Origin of the sequence: Microcella sp. (assembly GCF_040286215.1) — a bacterium.
In the GTDB taxonomy this organism is placed as follows: Bacteria; Actinomycetota; Actinomycetes; order Actinomycetales; family Microbacteriaceae; genus Microcella.
In genome coordinates, this window is the sequence record NZ_JAVKCK010000017.1 from 55,454 (window position 1) to 79,578 (window position 24,125).

Here is a 24,125-nt window from a genome sequence, read left to right on the forward strand (position 1 = left end):
ATGCCCCGAATCGTCAAGAAGAAGCACCGCACTGGAGCGGCCGAGACCGTCAATCCCGATCACATCGGCTGGCATCGCGCGATCGTCGCGGGCGTCGTGCTCACGCTGCTCGCCGCGGTGGCGACCTCGTGGAACGGGCTCATCTACGTCGCCGAGCAGCAGCTCCTCCACGACGGTCTGCTCTGGCTGACGCCGGTCATGATCGACATTCCGCTGATCGTCCTGACGCTCGCGCGGGGCGCGCTCCGCAAGCGCGGCATCCGCGCCCGCCGCCTGCTCGTCGGCATCCTCGCCCTGACGATCTTCTCGTCGGCGGCGAACTTCCTGCACACGGTCGCCGAGAGCGGCTTCGACACGATCCCGGCCGCGCTCGGCGCGCTCACGAACGCGCTCGCCCCCTGGCTGATCCTGGCGATGACCGAGGTTCTGTGGCTGGTCGTGACGAAGCCGATCCGCCCGCCGCGCCCTCGAGCGAAGCAGCGCCGCGCGCCGCGCGCTCGGAAGCGCAAGCCGCGCCCCGAGCCCGGCCCGACCCTGTTCGACACCGAGCCCGAGGAGGAGCCCGACATGCTCGGCGCTCTCAGGGAGAACGCAGCGTGAGCCACCCAAAGCCGACCCGACCGCTGCGCCTCACTGGGCGCGCCCTCGAGGAGCGGAACGAGAAGATCGACCAGCGCGAGAGGCAGTGCTGCGCGTGCTGCGGCATCGCCATATCCGAGGGCGCGTCGCGCCACCATCGCAAGCTCAAGTCACGCCGCGGCGGCGACGAGGTATCGAACGGCCTGCTGCTCTGCGGCTCCGGCACGACCGGCTGTCACGGCTGGGCGCACGCCAAGCCCGCGGAGGCGCGCCAGCTCGGCTTCACGGTCTACTCGCACGAAGACCCGCGCCAGGTGCCCGTCGCACACGTGCTCTACGGGCTCGTGTACCTGGACGATGACGGGGGCGTGTCGAAGACGCCGCCGCCGACCGAGGTCGCAGCATGAGCGGCCCGCGGTTCCTCGACTTCTTCGCCGGATTCGGCGGCAGCTCGTCCGGCCTCGTGGAGGCGGGCTACGAGTTGGCGACGGCCTACAACCACTGGGACAAGGCGATCGCCGTCCACAGCGCCAACCACCGCACCGCCGACCACGTGCAGGGCGACCTCTCGGGCTACGACATGCGCCGCCTCCCGAGGAACGCCGACGTGCTCTGGGCCTCGCCCGAATGCACGTGGCACAGCCCCGCGGGCGGACGCAGGCGCGCTCGCGCAGCGGACCTCGACCTGTTCGAGGACTACGTGCCGACCGACGCAGGAGACCGCAGCAGGGCGACGATGTTCGACCCGATCCGAGCTACCGAGGCGCGCAGCTTCAAGGCCGTGATGATCGAGAACGTGCCCGAGGTCGCGGCCTGGCCGCTGTTCCCGGCGTGGCTCAAGATGTGGGAGGCGATGGGCTACACGTGGCAGATCGTCAACGTCTCCGCAGCTCACATCTACGGACCGGGCAACGCTCCGGCCGGCCAGTGGCGCGACCGCATCTACATCGTCTTCGCCGCACCGGGCGTCAAGATCGCCCGCATTGAGCCTCGCCCGCTGGCGTGGTGCTCACAGTGCGACGCGGTGGTCGAGTCTCGGCAGGACTGGAAGAAGTCGCTCCCGATCCAGGTCGGCAAGTACGGGCGGCAGTACGTCTACGTGTGCGCGGCGAACCAGCACGCGCGGCACGTGGTCGAGCCCTACGTCCTGCCCGCTGCCGCGGTGATCGACTGGAGCGACCTCGGAACGCGCATCGGCGACCGCGAGTCGCTCGGCATGCGGGCGCTCGCGGCAGCGACCATGCGTCGCGTCGAGGTCGGCGCTCGCATGTTCGCTCGCCCGGCCGTCGTGCAGCACCACGGCCAGACGTGGGATGCCGCGAACGCGGCGCACCCGCGCTACCTCGACCCGCGCGCCTACTACCGTGCGTTCGCGGCCGACGAGGGGCCGCTCATGACGCGGCAGGCGGGCGGCACCGGAGACGCGCTCAGCGTCCCGCCGTACCTCACGGCGATCAACCACGACCAGGACCACCGAGCGCAGATGCTCGAGAGCGGGCCGCTGCCGACGCGCTCGACCAAGATCGGCGACGGCCTCGCGTTCCCGCCGTTCCTCTCCCAGCAGTACGGAGAGCAGAAGGGCAGCGAGCGCCGCAGCACCGATCCGGGCATGACCTCGCTCGGGACCGTCGTCGCGGGCGGCGCGCACCACAACCTCGTGGTGCCGCCCTACGTCGCCGACATGCATGGCACCGGCACCGCGCGCTCGTCCGAAGAGGCTCTCGCGGCAGTCACCGCGGGCGGGAATCACCACGGGCTCGCTGTGCCGCCTGGAGCGTTCCTGTCGCGCCAGTACACGCAGAAGGGCGAGGCTCGACACCTGAACACGTCGGTGATGGAGCCGACGCACGCGATCACGGGAACGGGCGGGAATCACGCGCTCGTGATCCCGCAGCGCAAGCGCCCCACGGAGATGTACGAGGGCGAGCTGCCGTTCGAGCTCGAGGACGTGCGGTTCCGCATGCTCGGCCCGCGGGAGCATCTTCGCGCGCAGCGGTTCTGGGAGGAGTACGACACGTCGGCGGCGAACAAGTCCGAGACGACGAAGGGTGCGGGCAACGCCGTGCCGGTCAACACGTCTCACTGGATCGGCGAGCACGTCAAGGCGGCACTCGCATGAGCGAGCAGCGTTGGCACGCGACCGTCGCCGAGCACGTCACCGAGGCGGTGCTCGAGCTGCGCGACGACGAGGATTTCCGGTCAAGGCTCACGGCGAAGATCGACACGCGCAACGCGGGCGAGGACGACTGCGACATCTGGACCGGCGCGATGTCGTCGGAGGGGTACGGCGTGATCCGCCTCCCGCAGTCCCGCTCGCTCGTGGTCCGCGCGCACCGCGTCGTCTGGATGCTCCGCTTCGGAGCGGTCCCGCACGACCGGCCGTTCCTGGATCACGTCTACCCGGTGTGCCGCTACCGGTTCTGCGTGAACGAGTTCCACCTGGAGCCCGTGACGAACGCCGTCAACTCGGCACGACGCCGTGGCACGGGCCGCACCCCTCAGCGAGCGATGCGCACGCTCGCGCTGACGGCTCGCGAAGAGTGGGCCGCACAGGCGGTGGCCGCATGAGCGCGAGCGAGCCCCTGTTCGCGCTGCCGATCCAGGGCACAGAGACCGATGAGCGTTTCACCCCCCCCCTGGCTGTTCGAGGCGCTCGGCGAGACGTTCGACACGGACCCGGCGAGTCCGATCGGGCTGGACACGTTCGTACCTGCTCGGAACCGATTCACTCGGGAAGACGACGGTCTCTCGCAGCCGTGGGCAGGGTTCGTCTGGTGCAATCCTCCGTTCAGCAACGCGACGCCGTGGGCCGATCGGTTCATCGCGCACGGTTGCGGTCTGTGGCTCGGCCCTGTCGCGAACGCGGCGTGGTTCGACCGGATGCTGCGCGCGTCGACGGAGGTCTGGCTGATGCGTGACTTCGCGTTCGTTCATCCGACCCATGCGGGTAAGCGCAGCTCGATGCCGCTCGCGATGTTCGGGTTCGGCACTCGCGCCGCATCCGCTATCGATCGAGCCGCGAAGGCGCTTCCGACAGCGGGCGTCGTAGTAGTGCGGAAGGAGCCGTCATGAGCACTCTCGTGATCCCGGAGCGTGCGATCACGTACGCGGTCTGGTGGGAGGAGCTGGGCATCCTCAAGGTCGGCCGGGCGTGGAAGATGCACCGCCTCCGACACCTGACCGCCACGGGTGGTCGCATTCTGATTCTCTGGCGCGACACACCGGCCGGGTACGAGCGCTACGCCCTGCGCGAGCTGGCGAAGCACTTCCCGAAGGCCTTCGCCGACGCCGACGAGAGCGCCCACATACTCCCGAACGCTCGCGGCTGGACCGAGTGTTTCCGCGTCGCGGCCGACCTCGTTCGGCTCGCGCTCAAGACCATCTTCCGAGGGATCGCACGCCATGACCTTGACGAACAGACAACGCGCCGTGCCACCGAGCATGTTCGCGGACGAGACGCTGATGGAGCTGCCACCACCGGTCAGGCTGACCGGGATCGGCCTGCGGTTCTACGTGGACGACGAGGGGCGAGGGTCAGCGACCCCGGCGCTGATCCGCGGGCAGCTCTGGCCGCTCGACACGGCAGTGACCGACGCGACGATCCGGGAGCACCTGAGAGCGCTCGTGAAGGTCGGGTACATCGAGACGTACTCGATCAACGGAAGGAAGCTCCTCGCCCTGACCGACTGGCCGTCCGTCGACCGCGGCTCGAGGTCGAGACTCCCGGCACCACCGACCACCGAACCGCTCGCGAGGTCTTCGCGAGCCTCTCGCGAGACCTTCGCGGTAGAGGGGGGAGGGGAGGAGGGCCGGGAGGACGGTCGCGAGGAGGGGGCCGGGGAGGGGGGCCGGGGACCATCGCGAGACGCTCGCGACGAGACCGAACCGAGCCCGTTCTGCCGGAAGCACCAGCCGCACGGAACCGACTTCGCCTGTGGTGGCTGCGCCTCTGCACGCAAGCGGCACGACCAGTGGCTCCGCGCCGAAGCGGAGGCCGAAGCCGAGGGGCTGGCTGAGTGAGCACTCGAGCTGACCGGAATCGGCACACCGTGCTGGACCGTGTGCTCGCCGAGGTCGACGGAGCCGAGCGCCGAGCGCTCGCCGACCTTCGCTCGGCGGGCTTCCGGTTCCAGACCCTCGCAGCAGCACGTCGCCACCAGGCCACCGTGCGGGCCTTCCACCGATTCGACCGAGACCAAGACGCCGAGGCAGTCGCCGACGCGATGCACCCCAACAACCTGAGGAGGATCACCGGATGACCGGAGAAACCGTGCTGACGATCGTCGGCAACCTGACCGCCGATCCCGAGCTGCGGTACACGCAGAGCGGGCTCGGCGTCGCGAACTTCACCGTCGCGTCGACCCCGCGCGAGTTCGACCGAGAGTCGGGCCAGATGAAGGACGGCGAGCCGCTGTTCCTCCGGGGCAGTGTGTGGCGTGAGCACGCCGAGCACGTCGCATCGTCGCTGTCGAAGGGCACTCGCGTGATCGTGCAGGGTCGCCTCAAGCAGCGCCGCTACGAGACCGAGGGTGGCGACAAGCGGACGACGTTCGAGCTAGACGTGCTCGAGATTGGCCCGGCGCTCCGCTGGCAGACCGCACAGGTGACGCGGGCGACTGACCGCAGCTCGTCGCCGAGCGCGCAGCAGCCGGCCGCGGAGTCCTGGTCGACCGAGCAGACTGCGCCGTCCGAGCCGTGGTCCGACGACACGCCGTTCTGATGGTGAAGCGGACGAAGGAGGAGCGCCGCGTGCGCCGGTACATCTCGGCGTACTACTTCGGCTACTACTTCGCGGGGCCGACCCTCGGACTCGCGGCGCTGCTGGCGCTGGCCGCGGTGGTCATGTCGGTCGTCGTGATCGCGGGCGTGCTGTCTTGAGTGGCCGTCCCTGCGTTCGCGGATGCACTGTCGCGGGAGTCCACTATGCGACGTGCTCGGGCTTCGGATTGAACGATGGTGAGTGCCGCGGGTGCGCGCCGGTCGAGGCTCGAGACGGCGTGCTGATCTGCGACCGCTGCTACAACCGTCTGCGTCGTCGTATCGAGGCGGCACCCGAGCTGGTGGGCCTGCTGCGCAGCATCGCGGACCCGCTCAAGGCAACGGCCTACGATCGCACGACGGTCTCCGGGTCGACGCCGGAGGGCACGCCCGCACCCGTCGCGGCGGACCTGCTGGATGCGTCGGCGGACATCATGCACGTGATCGGCGGTGGGAAGCTCGAGCCGGGAGCGGCGAGCGACACTGCGTACTCGCAGGCACTCGAGGCGGTGCAGTTCGTGCTCAGCACATTCGACGCGCTCGCGAACGACGCTGACGCGGTGCTCGAGTGGTGGCGGCTGGTGATGTCGCACGAGCTGGAGGATCACCCGGAGTTCTGGACGATCACGCGGGCGCTCGCTCGGTGGCCGCTGGAGGATCGCGCCCGGTGGGCGAGTCAGCCGTGCCCGGAGTGCGGCACGCGGTCGGTGAAGGTCACGCCGCCTCGGCATCGGTTCGCGCGGTCGTGGTTCGCGTGCGCGTCGTGCGGGTGGAGGAAGACAGACAAGGACGATGACGGCCTGTGGGCGGCTGCGTTTGGTCAGCACGCTCGGGAGGGCCGCAGAGAGAGAGGCAGTGACATGGGAGAGCAGATCAAGCCGAAGGACATCGACCTCGGCGAGGCGATCAAGTCGGGCGTGCAGTACGTCCTCGACAATGCGGAGGGAGTGCAGCGTGCGGGCCGGTTCGGTGTGCCCGCGGCGGCGATCATCGGCGCGGTGCCCGCGATCGGTGAGCAGCTCGCGCTGATCGCCGAAGACCTCGGCCAGCACGTCCGGGCGAACTACGCGAACGGTGACCTCATCGCGGGCGGCGTGAAACTGGCCGTGACGGCGATCCGGGATGCCGTCGAGGGGCGCGACGGTGCGGCGGCACTCGCGGCGCTGGCGACCGAGCTGGCGGAGACTCCGGGCGAGACGGTGGTCGACGCTGAGACGGCGGAGTCGTCGTGACTCGGTTCCTGAGCATCGAGAAGGCCGCAGCGCGGGTAGAGCGGTCGGAGCGAACGATCAAGCGGTGGGGAGAATCGGGTCTGGCGATCACGGCGGGCATGGTGCGTGAGGATGCGCTGCTCGAGATGGACAAGCGGATGCGGGAGCGTCGCGGCCGGCCGAAGGGGGCGAAGGCCGCAGCCGCGCCGACAGCGACGATGTTCCGCGGCGAGCAGGAGGTCTCGGAGTACCTCGAGCTCGAGAGCTTGCCGTGGTGCGCGGTGTCGACGCCTAGCGAGGAGCCGATGCTGCTGGGCGTGACCGGTGACGGCGAGCTGTTCTACGTCGGCATTCCGACCGAGGGGGAAAGCGCGGGCGAGGTCGAGCAGAACAATGGGTGGCTCGCCGATCTGCCTGACGCGCGCTGGCCGCTCACGCTTCTGGTGCCCGGGTCGGGGGTGACCGACGATGGACGCTGAGCCGTGGATCGAACCGCAGCTCTGGAAGCGGGCAGTGAACATCGACATCGAGGGCGCGATCGACGGCCACCTGGAGGATGCCGAGCGGAGGTTCGACGCCGCGACGCGACGGCTCGGTCAGCAACCAGTGATGAGCCCGGCGCAGGCGGTGAGAGCGGCCCGCATGATCCAGGCCGCACGCGCGTTCATGATCGACGCCGTGGTGCTGCTGGCGCGCCAGATCGAGGAGACCGCTCGGGCGGTTGGCGAGACCTTCGCTCAATACCCGACTTTGCCTGTTTCCGAGGAGGCCGACCGTGCCTGACATCACTTTGATCTCGCTGGCGCACGCACGATGCTCCAAGTGCGGCTGGATGGGCGAGGGCTTCCTCACGGCCACGGAAGCGCGCGACGACGCCGAGTTTTGGCACGTCGACCGGTGCCCCGGCCCAGCGCAGGCGAACGCCGACCAGTACCCCACTTTGCCGGATTCCGAGGACGACTCGTGAGCCGCCGCGCGCGGATGGTGCGTCGGAACGTTCACGCAGGTCATCTTCGGCGGAAGGTCAGAAGCCTCCACGAGTGGGTTCATGGCGAGGCAGGGCGCGGCGATTTGAGGAGCGCGCTGCGCCGTGCCGAGCGAGAGGCCGACAGGCTGCGTCCGCGCAGGAGCGCTGTCCCGACTCCGCAGGATTCAGCGAAGCCCGAACACCGGTGCCTCGACCCTCGGGCGGGGACGCTCCGCCTCGAGGGCGGTCGGTGCTTCTGGTGCGGCGAGCAGGTCGACCCGCCCGCGCAGGGTTCAGGGGAGGGCGACCGATGAGCGCGTGCGGGGATGCCTACATGGGCGGCTTCTCAAACGTGTTCGACTGTGTGCGCGATGAGGGGCACGAAGGCTCTCACCGGAGCTTCGGCGGGTCGGAGTGGGACGAACCGACCCCTCACGATTCAGAGAACGCCGACGACCCGCTCGCGGGGAATCCATACGACCTCGACGCCGACGAGCTGGCTCCGAACGGTCGGCGCGACGAGACCCCGATCGACGCCGAAGAACCGATCGAAAGTGTGTTCCGAACATAGGTGTCAAAAGTGCCGATTCCTGTGTTAAGCTACGCATGCGCGTGGAGTGGTTCTCGATAGAGCCAGCTTCACAGAGAGCCCCTCGAGCACCCGCTCCTAGGGGCTCTCCTCATTTGAGCTTGCGGCCAGTGCCCGGTCGCAGCTTCGCCCCGCCGCCACCTGTCCTCACCAACCGCGCACACAAGCCTCCTCGCGAACCGGCCTTCCGGTCGACGTGAGTCGGAAGGCAATTGCGAACAACGGACGGTCGCTGGATGAGCGGGGCGCAGTCTTACCCGAGAAGGGAGCGTCGATGTCGATCGCAGATGACGTAGCAGCAGGCCCGCCCGCGGCCGAGCGCAGGCCCGGGAAGATCGCCGCGTGGATCGAGTCGCTCGCCGACAAGGACCGCGCCGCCGTTGACGCCCTGCTCGCGAATCAGGAGTGGCGGCACGTGGACGTGCGCGACCTTTTCGCCAAGCACGGCCTCGAGGCGTCGCCGCAGTCGATCGGCGAGTACCGAAAGGCGCGCTATGGGTATCGCTGAGGACGCCGCGCACGGCCCGGATCGGCCGGAGCGCGACGAGCCCCTCGGCAGGGTCGACCTCGGCCCGGACGGCGGCGAGTTCAGCGGCATCAGGACGAGCGAGCCGATCACCGACTGGACGCACGTCTTCAAGCGGTTCAACCTCGACCCCGCCGCGTTCGAAATCATTGGCGACACCGTGCGCAGCTCGACGTGGGAGCAGTCGAAGCGCCTCGAGTCCGGCGAGCGCGACATCGTGCAGCTCTACTCCTACCGTGCGCAATTCCGACGCCGCGCGACCTCGCTCGTCACCGAGGAGGACATCGAGGCGGCTCAGAAGCGCATCCGCACGTGGCGGCTCCCTCGGCGCATCCCCGGCACCGGTCTGGGCGCTCCGAGCGCCGCCGTGCTGAACCTCGCCGACATGCAGATCGGCAAGTCCGAGGGCGGCGGCATCGAGGCCACCGAGCAGCGCCTCTACGACGGGCTCGATAACTTCCAGTCGTGGCTGCGCCGTCAGCGCAAGGGCGGTCGGAACATCACCGAGCTGGTGCTCGTCAACAACGGCGACCCCGGCGAGGGCATCGCGGGCAACTACCCGTCGCAGACTCACACGGTCCAGGGCGGGTTGCGCAAGCAGATGAACCTCGTGCTCGACGTGTGGGAGGCGTACAGCCGCGAGCTGTTCCCGCAGTTCGAGGCGGGCCAGTTCGTCAGCGTCCTCTGCAACCACATGGAGTTCGGCCGTCAGGGTGGCGCGAAGCAATCGATCACGTCCGACTCGGACAACGGGTCAGCGTTCCTCGCCGAGACCCTGCGCCGCATCCTCTCGAGCCGGCCGGAGTTCGACGACATCCGCTGGACGATCCCGCACGACGAGATGAACGTCTTCACCGACATCGCGGGAGTGCTCGTCGGCTTCAACCACGGACACAAGATTCCGGGCGCTGACGCGACGGGCTTCGAGAAGTGGCTGAACGGTCAGGTCCGCGGCGACGAGCAGGCACACAGGGCGCGCGTGTGGATCACGGCGCATCGACACAACTACCAGTCCTTCGACCTCGGCAGCGCGACGGTGCATCAGTGCCCCTCGTGCGACGGCGGGTCGAAGTGGCTCCGGGACACGACGGGCAAGTTCGCCCGATCCGGCATCCTGGCGCTCCTGGTGGGAGAACACGAACCGATGGGATGGTCCGATGTCGCTTTCCTCTGACCCCGACGAGGGCCAGCATGCAGATACCGACCAGTACAGCGTCCCGGTCGATCCGATGGACGAGATGCAGTGCGAGGCCTGCCAGTAAGACCACCGAGCGTGCGCTCGGCAGCAACCGCGGACGCTGTGACAATGCGCGGCGCGTGACCCGGCGCGAGTGACGGGACGGCGGGGCCGGGGCTGCACAAGAGGTAGAGTCGACCGGCCCCGCCCACCAGCACGAGGGAGGGCCGCATGGCGCACGGCATCCCAGCAGATCATCACCCGCCCGACCTCGAGCCCATTCCGACCCTCGCCGAGCTCGCCCGCCGAGGGCTGGCCGAGATGGTCGGCAAGAGCGTCTTCCGGGCGACGCCCGAGGGCGAGGCGGTCCTGAGAGACACGATGCGTCGCAACGCCGACCGCGGTCGAGCATGGGACACCAGGCGGAAGGGGGCGACAGCATGACCCTCGATCGAGAGAACGCACGCGCGATCGCGCCGCGCACCGCAGCAGCACTCGCTATGGGCGTGACCCTGGCAGTGATGCCCGCAGCCTCGAGCGCGGCAGTGATGCCGACCGGTGAGGTACGCCCGCAGCACGGCCCGGTGGAGGTTCGCACACCACGCACCGCAACGCGAGTGACTCGGCGATGAGCACGCCCGACCTGTAGGCCATGCCGAACCGGCACAACGGCCCAGACCGTGAGCCGTCCGGCCGTGAGCGTCAGCGTCTCCTCGCGATTGTCTGCTACGCGGGGGCCACATGCTGGCTGTGTCGCGGAGAAAAAGGCCCCATCCTGTGGGGTCTCCGCAAAGCTCATCCGCTGGGGCCGTCGATGGACCACGTGATCCCCCGCTCACACGGCGGCTATTGGGAACTCGAGAACCTGCGCCCCGCCCACTACGGATGCAACAGCTCAAGAGGAAACCGCGAACCGCCACGCTACGCCCGGGTGCGGTCCCGCCACTGGTAGGGGCGCGCACACGCACCAGGCAGTGTGCAAGCAAGCCGCAATCGAACACGAACAATCGATCAAGCAAGAACGAACGACCTCGATCGAACGCACCTACGCACGGCACCCCCACACGGCCCTCCAGAGCACGCCGCGTTTTTTCCCAGACCGCTACGACGGACACCCCCGCGCCTTCCATTTTCCCTCTCCCCGAGATAGGACAAACGTTCGAATGGGTACGAATGGGGACAGGATCGCTGAGACCGGACGAACGGGGGCGGGCGTGAACACGGGGTCGCGGGTCGGTCTCGACCGCTGAGAGCGGCGTGTAGCGAGAGGCGGTGTCGAGGGTGGCGACGATCAACCACGGCACCGTTCGGGGCTACAAGTCAGGGTGTCGGTGCGACCTCTGCCGTCAGGCGAACACCGAAGCGAAGCGACGAGAGCGCGAGCGCAAGGACGAGCGAGAGGGCAAGCGGCCGGCTGCTCGGTCGACGCGGAAGCGCACCGTACCTACGGCCCCGAGCACGTCCCCACAGGAGACCGAGCACGGACCCATCGAGGCGGCATTCCGCGAGGCGTTCTCCGAGGAGACCGACTCGGCGCTGACCCGCGCTCGTCGCGAGGTCATCTTCGCCGCAGCGCGAGTGATGGACACCCCGAAGCACGCGCCGTACTTCAAGAGCGCTGCCGCGGTCGCGCGGGAGACGGTCGCGGACCTCCTCGAGGAGACGCCGCCGAAGGACGGTGAGGGCGATGAACTCCAGCGGATCATGGAAGCGGTCAGGGGCTCCGGCAGGCGCGGACCCGCTCGCGGACGCGCGCCCACGGTGGATGACGCCGAGGAACCCGGATAGGGAGACCATCGCGGACGGCGTGATCGCCGTCATGGGTGGTCTCGGCTGGTGCCCGATGCCGTGGCAGCGCGAGCTGCTCGAGGTCGCCTACGAGGTCGACGCATTCGGCCAGCTCTGGTATCGCGAGATTGTCGTCGTCATCATGCGGCAGTCGGGCAAGAGCACGCTCATCATCCCGGTCTCACTGCACCGGATGATCGCGTGGGAGGAGCGCCAGTTCGGGCTCTACATCGCGCAGACCCGCGACAAGGCCCGAGAGAAGCTGGTCGAGGAGCACTTCTACCACATCGACCGGTCGCCGTTCCGACGCCTCCTCGTGCCGAACCGCTCGGGGAAGATTCGCCCCGTGCTCGTGAACGGCAGCGAGCATCTCAAGTACGCGAACGGCTCGAAGTGGGCGATCGACGCGCCGACCGAGGAAGCCGGTCACGGCGGCACGCTCGGCCTCGCGGTCGGCGACGAGATATTCGCCCTGCCGGACAACCGGCTCGAGGCGGGCCTCATGCCGACTATGGCGACCGTCGATGACGCGATGACGTGGTGGATCAGCACGCCGGGCAAGTCGAAGCTCAAGAGCCCCTTCATGTGGCAGAAGGTCGAGAAGGGCCGCTCGCGCGTCGAGCTCGCTCGGCTCGATCCGACCGTGCTCGAGAAGTCTCGGTCGCTCTACGTCGAGTTCAGCATCCCGACTGACGCCGATATATACGACCCGCTCACGTGGTGGGACCACATGCCCGCGGTCGGCTACACGCAGACGCTCCAGACCATCCAGGGCTTCGCCGACTCGATGGACGAGCCGGAGTTCCGACGCGCGTTCGGGTGCCAGTGGGGCGACGAGCTCGGCGGCGACTGGAAGATTCCCAAGGAGAAGTGGGACGCCCGGATCGACACCGAGTCGCAGATCGGCGACACGCTCGTCTGGGTGCTCGACGTGACTCCCGACCGCGCGTGGGCGTCGATCAGCGCGGCATCGCTCCGCGAAGACGGCAAGGTTCACATCGAGGTCGTGGACGAGGGGCCGGGAACGGACTGGCTCATCGACGGCGACGACCGCGCATCGGACGACGAGCTGCGGCTCCACGGCATCGCCTATCTCCAGCGTGAGTACGGCGGGACGGTCTGGTACGACCACCTGACGGTCGGCTCGTTCGCGCCCGACCTCCGCGATGCGGGAGTCGAGGCGAACCCCATCGAGGCGCGCGACGTGATGGTCGCGGCCCCGATGCTCCTGGACTGGGTGCTCAATGACCGCGTGGTCCACCTGGGCCAGTCCGAGCTGTCCGACGCGCTCTCGTCGGCGGCGACCGCGACGTTCGGTGACGGGTGGCGGTGGGCGCGCGGTCGATCCATGCGTCCGATCACGGCGCTCGTGTCGGTGTCACTCGCTCTGCGGATGCTCGCGAAGACGCTGCCCGACCTCAACTACGACCCGCTCGCCGCTCTGCGCGAGGGAAGGGAGACGCCATGACGGACACCGCACGGCCTCGCCGGCCGAAGCTCTCGAAGGAAGGCGTCACGACCCTGCTCGATGTGTCGGGCGTAGTGCTCGTGTGCGGCGGCGTCGCGGCGATCTACTGGCCCGCAGCGCTGATCCTCGCCGGGCTCGCCGCCCTGGCCGCGAGCTGGAAGGCGAGCCGATGAGCCTGTTCTTCAAGCGCGACCTCGACTGGGACGACGTGTACGCAGGGTGGACGACGGGCAGCTCGTTCTCGAGCGCGCGCAACGTCAAGGCTCTGCGTCTCGTCGCCGTGTACGCGGCGGTCAGCCTGATCGCTGACCTGTTCTCGACGCTCCCGCAGTCTCGCTACCGCGAGGACGCTGGACGCCACACGAAGCTCCCGCTGCCTGAGTGGCTGGCGAAGCCGGACCCGCGGATCAGCTTGTTCTCGTGGCGGTATCAGTTCGTGACTTCTCTCAAGCTCCGTGGCAACGCCTACGGCCTCGTCATGGACGGCTCGGGCGGGAAGCCGGTCGGCGTGCGCTGGTTGCACCCCGACAGCGTGCGCGTAGACGAGCTGGACCCGACCGGCCCGCGCTACTACGTCGCGGGCCGCGCCGAGCCGCTGACGCTCTACTCGCAGGGTGGGCAGATCATCCACGTGCCCGAGTTCGTGCAGCCGGGCAGCGTGGTCGGCCTCTCGCCGATCGAGCAGTTCCGCAAGGTGTTCGAGACCGCCGAGTACGCCGTCGACTACGGCCACGACTGGTTCGAGACTTCGGCGATCCCGAAGGCGCTGCTCATGGCGAAGCGCTCGCTCAAGCCGGGGCAGGCGGCTGAGGCAAAGACGCTGTTCCGATCTGCGGTCGCTGACGGTGGTCCGGTCACGCTCGACATGGACTGGGACTACAAGCAGCTCACGATCGCGCCGAACGAGTCGCAGTTCCTCGAGACCATCAAGGCCTCCTCGACCCTCATCGCGAACATCTTCCGGGTGTCGCCCGAGGACATCGGCGGCGAGACGGGCAGCTCGAAGACGTACGGCAACCGGCAGGACGACTTCGAGCGGTTCAACGTCCGCACGATGCTGCCGACAGTCGTCCGCTACGAGCTGGCGATGAAGGCCCTGCTCCCCGAGCAGGAGTTCATCAAGGCGAATCTCGACGCGCTCGTGCGGCCGAACCTGCTCGAGCGGTCGCGTGCCAACACGGAGAACCTCAAGAACGGCACGCTCACGCTCGCCGAGGCTCGAGGCAACGAGGACCGCCCGATGCTCACGCCGGAAGAGGTCGAGTTCTGGCACGAGCACTACCTCACGACGAACAGCGTCTCCGAGTCGAACGCGACCTCACTCGCGCTCACCGTCAGTGAACAGGTCGCCGACCTGCTCGCAAAGAACTTCACGAAGGAGGAATGATGCCCGAGTACGAACGGCGCGCCATTGAGCGGCCGGTGCAGCTCCGAGCTGCTCCCGAGGGCTCATCCAGCCCCGGAATCCTGGACGGCTACGCGCTGACCTTCAACTCGCTCTCGCGCGACCTCGGCGGCTGGTTCGAGGTCATCGACCCCGCAGCGCCCGGCGAGGTCCGAGACGACGGGATGCTCGACCTTGAGCAGCACGTCCGCGTCATCTGCCGGACCAACCACGACAGCAACCTGCTGCTCGGCACGACAGACGCGGGCTCGCTCCGCCTGTACGTCGATGAGGTCGGCGTGCGCTACGAGGTCGACCTGCCGGACACGAGCTACGGGCGCGACGCCGCGGTGCTCGCCGATCGCGGCGACCTGCGGTTCAGCTCGTTCGCCTTCTGGGTGCTCCCGGACGGTGCCGACTGGGAGTACGACGCCGAGGACCGCCTCGTCCGCCGCGTGAAAGCGCTGCGGCTCGTGGACGTGGCCCCGGTGTCCGACCCCGCCTACTGGGGCTCCAGCGTGGGCCTCCGAGACTTCGACCTCGACGCGATCCGCAAGGAGCTGAGGTCGGAAACGCCCACCGAGCCGGAGGCCGCACCCGATGTGCGGGCAGCGGCCCTCGGCCGGGCACGCAGCATTCAAATCACGATCGAAGGGAGTCGCTAATGGCGATCATCATGGAGAACCTCAAGCGCCTGCTCGATGAGCGGGCCAACGCTTGGGAGACCGAGGGCAAGCCGCTGACGGACATCGCCAGCGAGCGCGCCTTCACGGCGGAGGAGCAGGAGAAGTTCGACCGCGCGAGCGAGGCGTTCGACGGCTACACGCAGCGCATCAAGGCGCTCGAGCTGACCGTCGAGCAGGAGCGTGCCGTGAAGGACTTCGGCGACATGCTCAAGAGCGACGAGCAGGTCCGCAAGGCGATGTTCTCGGAGCTGCGCTCGGTGCTGGTGCAGCGCGCGAGCGTCTCCGCGGACATGGAGTTCACGGGGCGCGACCTCAACGCCGCGCTGCGGAACCTGTCGGTCGGCACCGACTCCGCGGGCGGCAACACGGCCGCGCCGGACTTCCTCGCCGAGCTGATCCGCCCGCTGCGGAACTTCTCGTCCGTCCTCGGAGCCGGTGCGCGGATCATCACGACCGCGAACGGCAACGACCTCACGATGCCGTCGCTCGCCACGCCGGGCGCGGCAGCGGTCGCCACCGAGGGGAACACGATCGGCGGGACCGACGCGACCTTCGCCCAGAAGGTGCTCAAGGCCTACAAGTTCGGCCAGTACATGGGCATCAGCCGCGAGCTGATGGACGACTCCGCGATCGACATCGAGGCGCTGGTGATCGCGCTCATCGGTGAGAACATCGGCGCGCTGCTCGGCCAGAAGCTCGCGGTCGGCGCGGGCACCACGGAGACCGCAGGTCTGTTCACCGCGGCCACGGTCGGCAAGACCGGCGCGGTGGGCCAGTCGGGTGCGTTCACGTTCGATGACATCATCGACGTGGAGTACTCGATCCCCGCGCCCTACCGCGCAAACGCCTCGTGGCTGTTCGCGGACGGCGCGATCAAGAACGCGCGCAAGCTCAAGGACGGCAACGACCAGTACCTCTGGCAGCCGTCCACGCAGGCAGGTCAGCCCGACCGCCTGAACGGAAAGCCCCTGTTCTCGGACGCCTACGTGGCGGACCCCGCGAACGGTGCTCGCTCGTTCGGCTTCGGCGACGTGTCGCGCTACTGGGTGCGGTTCGTCAACTCGATGCGCATCGAGCGCAGCGAGCACGCGCTGTTCGGCTCGGATCAGGTCGCGTTCCGCGGCGTCCTCCGCGCTGACGGCATCCTGACCGACGCGAGCGCGTTCAAGGTGTTCGCGGGCGGAGCGGCGAGCTAGTGGCCCGCGGCGGCAAGTCGGCTTCGGCCGAGACGCCGCAGGCCTCCGCTGAGCCGGTGGTCGACGCTCCCAACCAGGAGCAGTCGGCCCCGGCCCAGCCGGAGCCTGCCACCGCCACCGCGGACGCCGCGGCGGCGAGCCCCGAGGAGGGAGCGGCCGACCAGTCGCCCCCCGACCCCGACGCGACACCCGAGCAGGCGGCACCGGCCCAGCCGGAGCCTGAGCGGGCGGAGCCCAAAGCCGAGTCGGTCTCTGCCGGCACGGTGACGGTCATCGTCGCCGAGGCGATCGGTGGCACGCGCGACGGCGAGCCCTGGCCCGCTGTCGGTCAGCCGATCACCCTGCCTGCTGCCGAGGCGGCGGGCTACCTCCAGTTCGGCTACGTCCGCGAGACGGAAGCCGAGTAGGTAACCGCGTGGAGCCCGAGCCCCGACCCGTTGGGCTCGGGCTCCACGCATGGCCGAGAGGAGCCAACCATGCCCGAACCGGTCATCGATCGGACGTGGCCGATCACGGTCGCGACGCTGCGGAAGGCGCTCGGCTACGGCACAGACCAAGGGGACGACGACGAGCTGGCGCTGTTCGCTCAGGCGGCATGCGAGCTGATCGACCTCCTGACGGGCCGCGCGAGCGACCCGACCCGGCACACAGTCACGGTGGGCGAGTCCACAGTGGTGCCGATCGTGTTCATCAACGCGGCGCGCGAGACGGCGAAGCTCTGGTGGCAGCAGTCGAAGAACGGCCCGCGAGGCGCAGTCTCCGATCCCGGCGCTCAGGTGCAGGGTCCGCCGATGGGCGCAGCTCTCCCGCGCAAGGTAGAGGGCTGGCTCGCTGACTACCCGCCGCCGCCTGGCTTCGGCCAGCCGATCACCGAGGCCGAGTAGTGGCTACCGGGATCAGCGAGATGACCGCGCAGTCGACCGCGCGAGCGGCGCTCGTCGCGGCTGCGAAGGTTGCGCTCGCGGGCGAGGAAGTGGATATCGGCAGCGGATTCCGCTGGCCGATCGCGAGCAACGACTGGGTGTACGCCACCGAGACCGACAGCGACATCGACCCGACGACCATCGGTCCGCGTCGCACGCTCACAGAGCGGATCACGCTCAGCCTCTCGATCGGCTCGTGGCGACCTGGAGGCGATCAAGAGGCAGAGAACGCCGCGCACGACCGCGCATTCGAGCTGCTCGGGAGCATCCAGAACCACGTTCGCAAGAACGACATCACGCTCGGCGGCACCGTCCTGTGGTGCCTGCCGGGCTCATCGACATCAGCAGGCGCGACCGCCGAGGGTGACTCCGGCGAGGGACGCCTGACCGAGATTGCCGCGACGTTCGTCTGCGAGCACCGGATCGCAACCGCTTAGGAAGGGGAACATCATGGCGCATTTCAGGAACGTCTCGCCGATCGGAGCGCTCGACATTCCGGCGCTCGGCCGCATCGTCAACCGCGGCGAGGTCTTCGAGGCCACCAAGGAGACCGAGGCGTACTTCGCGCAGCAGCCGGCCAACTTCGAGCGCGTCTCGAAGCCGAGAAACAGCAAGCCCGCCAAGCCGCAAGCACCCGTCGCGCCGTCCGGCGCAGGCGACACGACCGACACCCCCGAGGGTGACGAGCAGAAGGAGGAGAGCCGATGACGACAACGCAGCTCGACTACAGCGTCGGGATCGGCAAGGAGGAGACGTACGGCACGGCCGCGACGCCGACTCGCTTCTTCGAGTCCGAGGCCGAGATGAAGTACGACGTGCAGAAGTCTCAGTCGAAGATGTTCCGACCCGGCAAGCGCGTGAACCGTCTGAACCGGAACGTCCTCAGCAAGATCGAGGTCTCCGGCGATCAGACCATCGAGCCGTCCACCAAGGGGCTCGGCTTCCTGCTCGAGGCGGCGCTCGGCGTCGTCACGAACAACGTCATCGCCGACACGTCGCCCGAGGTCTACCAGCAGGTGCACACCCTCACGAAGGCCGACCACCTGGACAGCTACACGATCCAGGAGGTACTGCCGCTGCTCGGCGCTGGCGCAGGCCAGCCGCACACCTTCACCGGGTGCATGGCGAACTCGATCGACATCAGCGGCAAGACCGGCGACCCGCTCGAGCTCAAGGTCTCCTGGCTCGGCCGCGACATGGTGACCGACATCGCGGCGGCAGCGACGAGCTACCCCGCGGACGACGACCTGTTCACGTTCGTGCATGGCTCGATCGGCTACGACGGCACGCTCACCGCGCCGACGACGACCGCACTCGCCAGCCTCTCCGGCGATCCCGCGAGCAACATCTCGGACTTCTCGGTATCGATCGCGAACAACCTCGACACCGAGGGCTACAACGCGGGCGGAAGCGGCAAGCGCTCGCGCCCGAACGTGCTCGGGAAGGCCGGAGTCACAGGCAAGGTCACGGCCGAGTACACCGACAACGAACTGCGGGATGCGTACATCAACCAGACCCCGCTGCCGCTGGTGCTGACGTTCGAGCACGAGCGCGTGCTCTCCGCGGCACCGAGCGACACCGTGGCGGTGCTCCAGATCGTCATCCCCGCGATCCTGCTCAAGGGCGAAGTGCCCACGAGCAACGGCGGTTCGCCGATCACCCAGTCGATCGACTTCGAGGTCTTCGACAACGGCGCGGCGGCGGAGCCGATCTGGATCGTGTACCGGACGCTCGACACGACCCCGTAGCGATGCCAGGCGGAACGGTAGTGGCCGACCGGCAGCAGCTCACGAGGCTGCTCGGCCAGTTCCGCGATCTGCCGCCCAAGGTGCGGACCTCGACGCGGCGCGAGCTGCGCGCGGTCGGCGACGACGTGATCGGCGAGCAGCGGGCCATTCTCAGTGGCCCGCTGCCTGCCGGTGTCGAAGTCGCCGGTCAGTCTCGAGCGCTCGCCTACAACAAGAAGACCGGGCAGTTCTTCACGCGGAAGATCAACCTCTACGCCGAGCGCGACGTGCAGCGTCCCGGCCGCTCGACAGGCTTGCGCGAGCGCATTAAGGCCGGGCTCGTCACCCGAGTGGTGACTGGCAAGACTCGGCAGGGCATCGACATTCGCACGCAGAACCGCAAGGCACCCATGAGCACCGGGTGGAACGCGAAGCGGTTCCGGCATCCCGTGTTCGGGAACAAGGAGCGCTGGGTCTATCAGGCCGGGCAACCGTACTTCTTCAAGCCGGTCTTCAAGGGCCGTGCAGACATGATCCGCCGCGCCGCGGCGATCCTCAACGACGCAGTGGAAGGCAGGTAGAACATGGCGAAGATCACACTCGAGGACGGGCGGGTCATCCCCGCGGTCAAGCCGCATCTCGGAGACCAGCTCGACGTGGAACGCGCTCTCGGGCTCAAGCCGAAGGAGTTCCAGCAGGTACTCCAGACGAATGCCTTCTCCGCCGCGTTCATGCTCTACGCCTCGCTCAAGCGGGCCGGAGCGCCGATGACGGTCGAGGCGATCATGGAGATGGACCTCGAGAAGATCGGGAAGATGATCGAGCTCGAGCCGGGCGACAAGCCCGACGAGGACGAGCCCGAGAGCGAGGGTGAGCAGACCTCGGACCCTCAGTAGTCCAGAACCGGCGCAGCCGGAAGCGCGCGCCGAAGCCGGAGGGCTGGCCCGAGCGGGACCGTCTCAACGAGGACGAGCCGACGCTCGCCGAGCAGGTCGCCAAGCGCGCGCTGCTCATCTGCCGTCATGACTATTGGCCTTCGCTCACGCCCGACCGCATCTTGGAGCTGGACTACGACCTCTGGCCCGAGCTGGCAATCACCTGCGACGCGATCACCGAGTCGCGCCGCAAGCAGCGCGAGGAGAACGAGCGCGCGATCGCAGAGCGGTCGAGCCTGCTCAAGCGCTCACGCAACAAGAGGAGGTAGCTCATGGCCGGCAGCGTCAAAGACCTTCTCGTCAAGATTCTCGTTGACGACTCGGATATCGAGAAGTTCGAGCGAGCGGGCGACAAGGCGCTCACCTTCGGCAACCTGCTGGACAAGGCCGCACTGGTATCGGCAGCGGCTCTGGCCGGACTCGGCGCGGGCGCGCTGTACGCGGGCCAGAAGGCGTCCGAGGCCGAGCAGGCCGCGGGCGCGGTCGAGTCGGTGTTCGCGGACAAGGCCGCGAGCATCACGGCACTCGCTGAGGCGGCGTCGGATGCTGTGGGCCTGTCGCAGACGGACTACTCGAATCTGGCTTCGGTCCTCGGTGCGCAGCTCACGAACATGGGTGTCGCGAACGACGCGCTCGTGCCGCAGACCGAGACGCTCATCACGCTCGGTGCCGACATGGCGGCGACGTTCGGCGGGTCGACCTCGGACGCGGTGGCGGCGCTCTCGTCGCTGCTGCGTGGAGAGCGTGACCCGATCGAGCAGTACGGCGTGTCGATCAAGCAGGCCGACATCAACGCCAAGCTCGCCGCGATGGGCCTCACGGGGCTCGAGGGCGAGGCCGCGAAGGCTGCGGAGACGCAGGCGGTCCTCGCGCTGCTGACGGATCAGACCGCTTCGGCTCAGGGTCAGTTCGCTCGCGAGTCGGACTCGGCGGCTGGTGCGCAGCAGCGCGCGAATGCGGCGATGGAGAACGCATCGGCGGAGATTGGCACCGTCCTGCTGCCGATCATGGCGGAGGGCGCTACGGCGCTCCAGGGCTTTGCGGGCTGGGCGAAGGAGAACGCGGGCCTCGTGCAGGGGCTCGCGGCCGGAATCGGCATTCTCGCGGGCGGCGTGCTCGTCATCGCTGGTGCGATGAAGGTGTGGGCCGCGATCCAGGCGGTGCAGACCGCGATGCAGTGGGCGAACAACGCAGCGTGGCTCGCGTCGCCGGTCACGTGGATCATCCTCGCGATCATCGTCGGCATCGGCCTGCTCGTCGCTGCGGGCATCTGGCTCTACGAGAACTGGGACGAGGTAACCCAGTGGATCGGCGAGGCGTGGCAGAACGTATCCGACTGGTTTATGGCAGTCGGCGACGGCATCGCGACGTGGTGGAACGACCTCTGGGCAGGTATCGCCGGTTGGGTGGTCGACACCTTCGGGCCGATGATCCTCTGGGTGCGTGAGCGCTTCGAGCTGATGCAGCTCGGACTCAAGATCGTCGGCGACGGCATCGCGAAGTGGTGGCACGGCCTGTGGGCTGGGATCGGCGACTTCTTCTCGGGCATCTGGAACGGCCTCCAGGACATCGTGCGCGGTGCGTGGAACGGCATCGTCGGGTGGATCGAGGACGGCGTGAACAGCGCTATCCGCCTCATCAACGGCATCATTCGCGGCATCAACAACGTGGGCGGCGCGATCGGCATTCAGCTCAACCTGATTCCGAACGTCAGCATCCCGCGTCTCGCCACGGGTGGTATCACGATGGGGCCGCAGCTCGCGATGGTCGGCGACAACCCGGGCGGGCGCGAGGCGATCCTGCCTCTCGACAGCCCTGCCGCGCGAGACCTGCTCGGTGGCAACGACGGCCCGATGGACCTGTCCGACTCATCGATCGATCGGCTCGCGCGAGCGCTCGCGAGCATCATGCGGAACGAGTCGCGGAAGGGCGGTGAAGTGTGACCACCTATTCTGACCCGTACGCATCTAAGACCGCGTGGAGCCTCAAGCTCATCGTCACCGAGGGCACTCTCGACGCGGCGAACAACCGGTCGTACGTGTCCTGGTCCCTTCGGCTCTACCGTGGCGACGGTTCGACGCCGTGGAACAACGCGGGGACGCCGTTCTCCGTGTCGGGTCCGGGCGGAGTGTCGGGAACCTTCCCGGCTTACCGCTTCGGTTCGACTGGCTCGGGCACCAACTACTCGGGCATCCCGGTGGGTGGCTATGTCACCATCGCGTCGGGCGGCGACTGGGTAGATCACGAACCGGACGGTTCTGGCTCGGTCAACGTCTCGGCGTCGCACGCTGCGGCGGCAACGCTCGGCACCGCGGCGATCGGCACGAAGACCTTCGGTCTGTCGACGCTGACGCAGGTGCCGGGCGTGCCGGACTCCGTGGCTCTGGCGTACACGTCGGACACTCAGGTGAACCTGTCGTGGAACGACACGTCGGCATCGAACGGCCAGCCGACGACGAACCAGATTCAGACCTCCGTCAACGGTGGTGCGTTCGCGCAGGTCGCGTCCATCTCAGCGGCGGAGTCGCTCGTACTCTCGGCAGCGGCAAATCGCAAGATCGTGGCGCGGGTGCGCGCGACCAACAGCGAAGGGTCGTCATCGTACTCGGCATCCTCGAGTCCGGTCTACACGACGCCGGCCGCGCCGAGCGGAGTCACCGCGGCGAAGGATGCGAACCTCGACATCTCGGTCTCCTGGACTCCGCAAGTGGCGTTCACCGAGCACCAGCACATTGTCGAGCACGGCACCGTCACGGGCGGCGTGACCACGTGGGACGGGTCTCCGCTGGCGACTGTCTCGTCGGGGGTGACCTCGTACAAGCACGTCGACCCGGACCCGGCCGATGTGCATGTCTACCGCGTGCGGGCGAAGAATACCGACACCGCGGGGCGGCAGTCGGCGACGGTGCTGTCCAATCAGGTGCAGCTTCTCGCCGCACCGAACGCGCCGACGCTGCCCGACCTGCCGTCGCACGTCGACAAGGCCGAGGACTTCGACCTGCCGTGGACACACAACGCGGTCGACACCACGCCGCAGACGGCCTACGAGGTCGAGTACTCGACCAACGGCGGCAGCTCGTGGACCTCTACCGGGAAGGTTACGTCGACCACGCCAGAGCACACGTTCGCGGCGAGCAGCTACGCGGCGAACGTGGCCCTCACGGTGCGCGTGCGCACGTGGGGCGAAGCGACTACGGGCGGCTCGGACGGCACCGGGGCGTCGCCGTGGTCGAACCCCGACACGGTGACATTCAAGACGCGGCCGGTCGCGACGATCATCTCGCCGGAGCACTCCGGCGAGTACGTCCTCGCAGAGCTGACCGTGGAGCTGGAGTTCGAGCAGGCGGAGAGCGCGACGTTCGTCAGCGCGACGATCGAGGTCTACTCGGGTGCAACGCTGCTCGAGCAGCGCGAGTCGACCACGCTCGCGGCCACGGTCATGGATACCCGGGTGGAGAACGGCGAGACGTACTCGGTCAAGGTGACCGTGCTCGACTCGAACGGGCTCGTTTCGGATCAGGTGACGGCGACGTTCGATGTTGCCTACACCGCGCCGGTCGCCGCGTCGGTGACGATCGTGTACCTCCCGGATTCGGGAGTCGGTCAGATCAGCCTGACGATCCCCGCGCCGGGAGTCGGCGAGGTCGAGGCGGCTGCGGTCACCATCCGGCGCGCGATCGAGGGTGTGAGTGAGCTGGTGGTGGAGGCCTACCCGGCCTCGAGTCCGCTGACGATCCTCGACACCACGCCGACGATCTACGGGGAGAACGTCTACACGGTGACGACCATCTCCGCGGACGGTGCGACGACGGAGGTCGAGGAGACGCTGACGACGGCCGAGGAGGAGTGGGCCTTCATGTCGGCCGGTGCTGGTTTCGATCAGGTGATCCGGTTCGGCGGTGAGCTCAAGCCGCAGGCGAGCCCGACCGTGGACTCGCGACTCGTGAAGACCGCTGGGCGCAAGCGACCGATCGGTCTCTACGCGGAGAGCGGCGACCTCGTGGTCAGCGGCACGGGCGAACTGGTGACGGGTCTCGGCTCGAGCGCTGAGGAAGTCGAGGCGTTCCTGCTGATCCCTGGCAGGAAGTGCTATCGCGACCCGACTGGCCGACGCATGTTCGGGCGGATCACCGGCCAGGTGTCGCGCGACACGTACTGGCTCGGATCATTCACCTACACCGTGGCCGAAACGTCCTGACCGAGAGGGGGCA

General features: G+C 68.3%; 34 protein-coding genes. 33 read left to right on the forward strand and 1 reads right to left on the reverse strand.

What is annotated here, in order from left to right:
* From RJQ01_RS07995 to RJQ01_RS08145, 31 genes are all read left to right on the forward strand, one after another.
* A complete protein-coding gene (locus RJQ01_RS07995; protein ID WP_350476212.1) occupies positions 1-600 on the forward strand; it encodes a DUF2637 domain-containing protein in 600 nt (199 codons plus the stop codon).
* Positions 597-986 carry a hypothetical protein gene (locus RJQ01_RS08000; RefSeq protein WP_350476213.1) on the forward strand — a complete coding sequence of 130 codons (390 nt, stop codon included), beginning with the start codon at positions 597-599 and terminating at the stop codon, positions 984-986. Before RJQ01_RS07995 ends, RJQ01_RS08000 begins: the two co-directional genes overlap by 4 nt.
* Positions 983-2,698, forward strand: a complete 1,716-nt coding sequence (locus RJQ01_RS08005; protein ID WP_350476214.1) for a DNA cytosine methyltransferase — start codon at positions 983-985, stop codon at positions 2,696-2,698. Before RJQ01_RS08000 ends, RJQ01_RS08005 begins: the two co-directional genes overlap by 4 nt.
* Positions 2,695-3,147 (forward strand): hypothetical protein, encoded by a 453-nt coding sequence (locus tag RJQ01_RS08010; RefSeq protein ID WP_350476215.1) that lies wholly within the window; start codon positions 2,695-2,697, stop codon positions 3,145-3,147. The genes RJQ01_RS08005 and RJQ01_RS08010 overlap by 4 nt, the downstream gene beginning before the upstream one ends.
* Before the next feature lie 48 nt (positions 3,148-3,195).
* Positions 3,196-3,651 (forward strand): methyltransferase domain-containing protein, encoded by a 456-nt coding sequence (locus RJQ01_RS08015; protein WP_350476216.1) that lies wholly within the window; start codon positions 3,196-3,198, stop codon positions 3,649-3,651.
* Between the two features lie 369 nt (positions 3,652-4,020).
* On the forward strand, positions 4,021-4,599 hold the full coding sequence (locus RJQ01_RS08020) for a hypothetical protein (RefSeq protein WP_350476217.1): 579 nt from the start codon (positions 4,021-4,023) through the stop codon (positions 4,597-4,599).
* Complete coding sequence (locus RJQ01_RS08025) at positions 4,596-4,838, forward strand: hypothetical protein (RefSeq protein WP_350476218.1); 243 nt, start codon at positions 4,596-4,598, stop codon at positions 4,836-4,838. The genes RJQ01_RS08020 and RJQ01_RS08025 overlap by 4 nt, the downstream gene beginning before the upstream one ends.
* Positions 4,835-5,299 carry a single-stranded DNA-binding protein gene (locus RJQ01_RS08030; protein ID WP_350476219.1) on the forward strand — a complete coding sequence of 155 codons (465 nt, stop codon included), beginning with the start codon at positions 4,835-4,837 and terminating at the stop codon, positions 5,297-5,299. The genes RJQ01_RS08025 and RJQ01_RS08030 overlap by 4 nt, the downstream gene beginning before the upstream one ends.
* Entirely contained in the window at positions 5,299-5,457 is a 159-nt protein-coding gene (locus RJQ01_RS08035; protein WP_350476220.1) for a hypothetical protein, read from the forward strand. The genes RJQ01_RS08030 and RJQ01_RS08035 overlap by 1 nt, the downstream gene beginning before the upstream one ends.
* Before the next feature lie 119 nt (positions 5,458-5,576).
* Complete coding sequence (locus RJQ01_RS08040; RefSeq protein ID WP_350476221.1) at positions 5,577-6,569, forward strand: hypothetical protein; 993 nt, start codon at positions 5,577-5,579, stop codon at positions 6,567-6,569.
* On the forward strand, positions 6,566-7,027 hold the full coding sequence (locus RJQ01_RS08045; RefSeq protein ID WP_350476222.1) for a hypothetical protein: 462 nt from the start codon (positions 6,566-6,568) through the stop codon (positions 7,025-7,027). The genes RJQ01_RS08040 and RJQ01_RS08045 overlap by 4 nt, the downstream gene beginning before the upstream one ends.
* Before the next feature lie 34 nt (positions 7,028-7,061).
* The gene (locus RJQ01_RS08050; RefSeq protein ID WP_350476223.1) at positions 7,062-7,331 is read left to right on the forward strand and encodes a hypothetical protein; all 270 of its coding nucleotides are present in this window, start codon (positions 7,062-7,064) and stop codon (positions 7,329-7,331) included.
* Positions 7,324-7,515: a hypothetical protein gene (locus RJQ01_RS08055; protein ID WP_350476224.1), complete on the forward strand. Its 192-nt coding sequence runs from the start codon at positions 7,324-7,326 to the stop codon at positions 7,513-7,515. The genes RJQ01_RS08050 and RJQ01_RS08055 overlap by 8 nt, the downstream gene beginning before the upstream one ends.
* 334 nt (positions 7,516-7,849) lie before the next feature.
* On the forward strand, positions 7,850-8,086 hold the full coding sequence (locus tag RJQ01_RS08060; protein ID WP_350476225.1) for a hypothetical protein: 237 nt from the start codon (positions 7,850-7,852) through the stop codon (positions 8,084-8,086).
* A 292-nt stretch (positions 8,087-8,378) separates the two neighbouring features.
* Complete coding sequence (locus RJQ01_RS08065; RefSeq protein WP_350476226.1) at positions 8,379-8,612, forward strand: hypothetical protein; 234 nt, start codon at positions 8,379-8,381, stop codon at positions 8,610-8,612.
* Positions 8,599-9,804 (forward strand): hypothetical protein, encoded by a 1,206-nt coding sequence (locus tag RJQ01_RS08070; RefSeq protein WP_350476227.1) that lies wholly within the window; start codon positions 8,599-8,601, stop codon positions 9,802-9,804. Before RJQ01_RS08065 ends, RJQ01_RS08070 begins: the two co-directional genes overlap by 14 nt.
* Before the next feature lie 234 nt (positions 9,805-10,038).
* Positions 10,039-10,251 carry a hypothetical protein gene (locus RJQ01_RS08075; protein WP_350476228.1) on the forward strand — a complete coding sequence of 71 codons (213 nt, stop codon included), beginning with the start codon at positions 10,039-10,041 and terminating at the stop codon, positions 10,249-10,251.
* Between the two features lie 370 nt (positions 10,252-10,621).
* Positions 10,622-10,759, forward strand: a complete 138-nt coding sequence (locus RJQ01_RS08080) for an HNH endonuclease (RefSeq protein ID WP_210416758.1) — start codon at positions 10,622-10,624, stop codon at positions 10,757-10,759.
* Between the two features lie 329 nt (positions 10,760-11,088).
* Positions 11,089-11,595, forward strand: coding sequence for a hypothetical protein (locus RJQ01_RS08085; RefSeq protein WP_350476229.1), 507 nt, complete (start codon positions 11,089-11,091; stop codon positions 11,593-11,595).
* A gap of 19 nt (positions 11,596-11,614) precedes the next feature.
* Complete coding sequence (locus RJQ01_RS08090) at positions 11,615-13,063, forward strand: terminase large subunit domain-containing protein (protein ID WP_350476230.1); 1,449 nt, start codon at positions 11,615-11,617, stop codon at positions 13,061-13,063.
* Positions 13,060-13,236, forward strand: a complete 177-nt coding sequence (locus RJQ01_RS08095; protein WP_165638027.1) for a hypothetical protein — start codon at positions 13,060-13,062, stop codon at positions 13,234-13,236. The genes RJQ01_RS08090 and RJQ01_RS08095 overlap by 4 nt, the downstream gene beginning before the upstream one ends.
* The gene (locus tag RJQ01_RS08100; protein WP_350476231.1) at positions 13,233-14,450 is read left to right on the forward strand and encodes a phage portal protein; all 1,218 of its coding nucleotides are present in this window, start codon (positions 13,233-13,235) and stop codon (positions 14,448-14,450) included. The genes RJQ01_RS08095 and RJQ01_RS08100 overlap by 4 nt, the downstream gene beginning before the upstream one ends.
* Entirely contained in the window at positions 14,450-15,112 is a 663-nt protein-coding gene (locus tag RJQ01_RS08105) for an HK97 family phage prohead protease (RefSeq protein ID WP_350476232.1), read from the forward strand. Before RJQ01_RS08100 ends, RJQ01_RS08105 begins: the two co-directional genes overlap by 1 nt.
* Complete coding sequence (locus tag RJQ01_RS08110) at positions 15,112-16,329, forward strand: phage major capsid protein (RefSeq protein ID WP_350476233.1); 1,218 nt, start codon at positions 15,112-15,114, stop codon at positions 16,327-16,329. The genes RJQ01_RS08105 and RJQ01_RS08110 overlap by 1 nt, the downstream gene beginning before the upstream one ends.
* On the forward strand, positions 16,329-16,736 hold the full coding sequence (locus RJQ01_RS08115; protein WP_350476234.1) for a hypothetical protein: 408 nt from the start codon (positions 16,329-16,331) through the stop codon (positions 16,734-16,736). The genes RJQ01_RS08110 and RJQ01_RS08115 overlap by 1 nt, the downstream gene beginning before the upstream one ends.
* 69 nt (positions 16,737-16,805) lie before the next feature.
* Positions 16,806-17,213, forward strand: coding sequence for a hypothetical protein (locus RJQ01_RS08120; RefSeq protein WP_350476235.1), 408 nt, complete (start codon positions 16,806-16,808; stop codon positions 17,211-17,213).
* A gap of 20 nt (positions 17,214-17,233) precedes the next feature.
* Entirely contained in the window at positions 17,234-17,689 is a 456-nt protein-coding gene (locus RJQ01_RS08125) for a hypothetical protein (protein WP_350476236.1), read from the forward strand.
* Positions 17,690-17,702: 13 nt separating this feature from the next.
* Entirely contained in the window at positions 17,703-17,960 is a 258-nt protein-coding gene (locus RJQ01_RS08130; RefSeq protein WP_350476237.1) for a hypothetical protein, read from the forward strand.
* A complete protein-coding gene (locus RJQ01_RS08135; protein WP_350476238.1) occupies positions 17,957-19,000 on the forward strand; it encodes a phage tail tube protein in 1,044 nt (347 codons plus the stop codon). Before RJQ01_RS08130 ends, RJQ01_RS08135 begins: the two co-directional genes overlap by 4 nt.
* Before the next feature lie 20 nt (positions 19,001-19,020).
* Positions 19,021-19,560 (forward strand): hypothetical protein, encoded by a 540-nt coding sequence (locus RJQ01_RS08140; protein WP_350476239.1) that lies wholly within the window; start codon positions 19,021-19,023, stop codon positions 19,558-19,560.
* A gap of 3 nt (positions 19,561-19,563) precedes the next feature.
* Entirely contained in the window at positions 19,564-19,875 is a 312-nt protein-coding gene (locus RJQ01_RS08145) for a hypothetical protein (protein ID WP_350476240.1), read from the forward strand.
* Between the two features lie 172 nt (positions 19,876-20,047).
* On the opposite strand, the gene RJQ01_RS08150 is transcribed toward RJQ01_RS08145, so the two are convergent.
* Complete coding sequence (locus RJQ01_RS08150) at positions 20,048-20,188, reverse strand: hypothetical protein (RefSeq protein ID WP_350476241.1); 141 nt, start codon at positions 20,186-20,188, stop codon at positions 20,048-20,050.
* Here RJQ01_RS08150 and RJQ01_RS08155 point away from each other — a divergent pair.
* Positions 20,187-21,857, forward strand: a complete 1,671-nt coding sequence (locus RJQ01_RS08155; protein WP_350476242.1) for a phage tail tape measure protein — start codon at positions 20,187-20,189, stop codon at positions 21,855-21,857. The two genes, RJQ01_RS08150 and RJQ01_RS08155, sit on opposite strands and share 2 nt — an antisense overlap.
* Positions 21,854-24,112 (forward strand): fibronectin type III domain-containing protein, encoded by a 2,259-nt coding sequence (locus RJQ01_RS08160; RefSeq protein ID WP_350476243.1) that lies wholly within the window; start codon positions 21,854-21,856, stop codon positions 24,110-24,112. Before RJQ01_RS08155 ends, RJQ01_RS08160 begins: the two co-directional genes overlap by 4 nt.
* Positions 24,113-24,125: the final 13 nt, after the last annotated feature.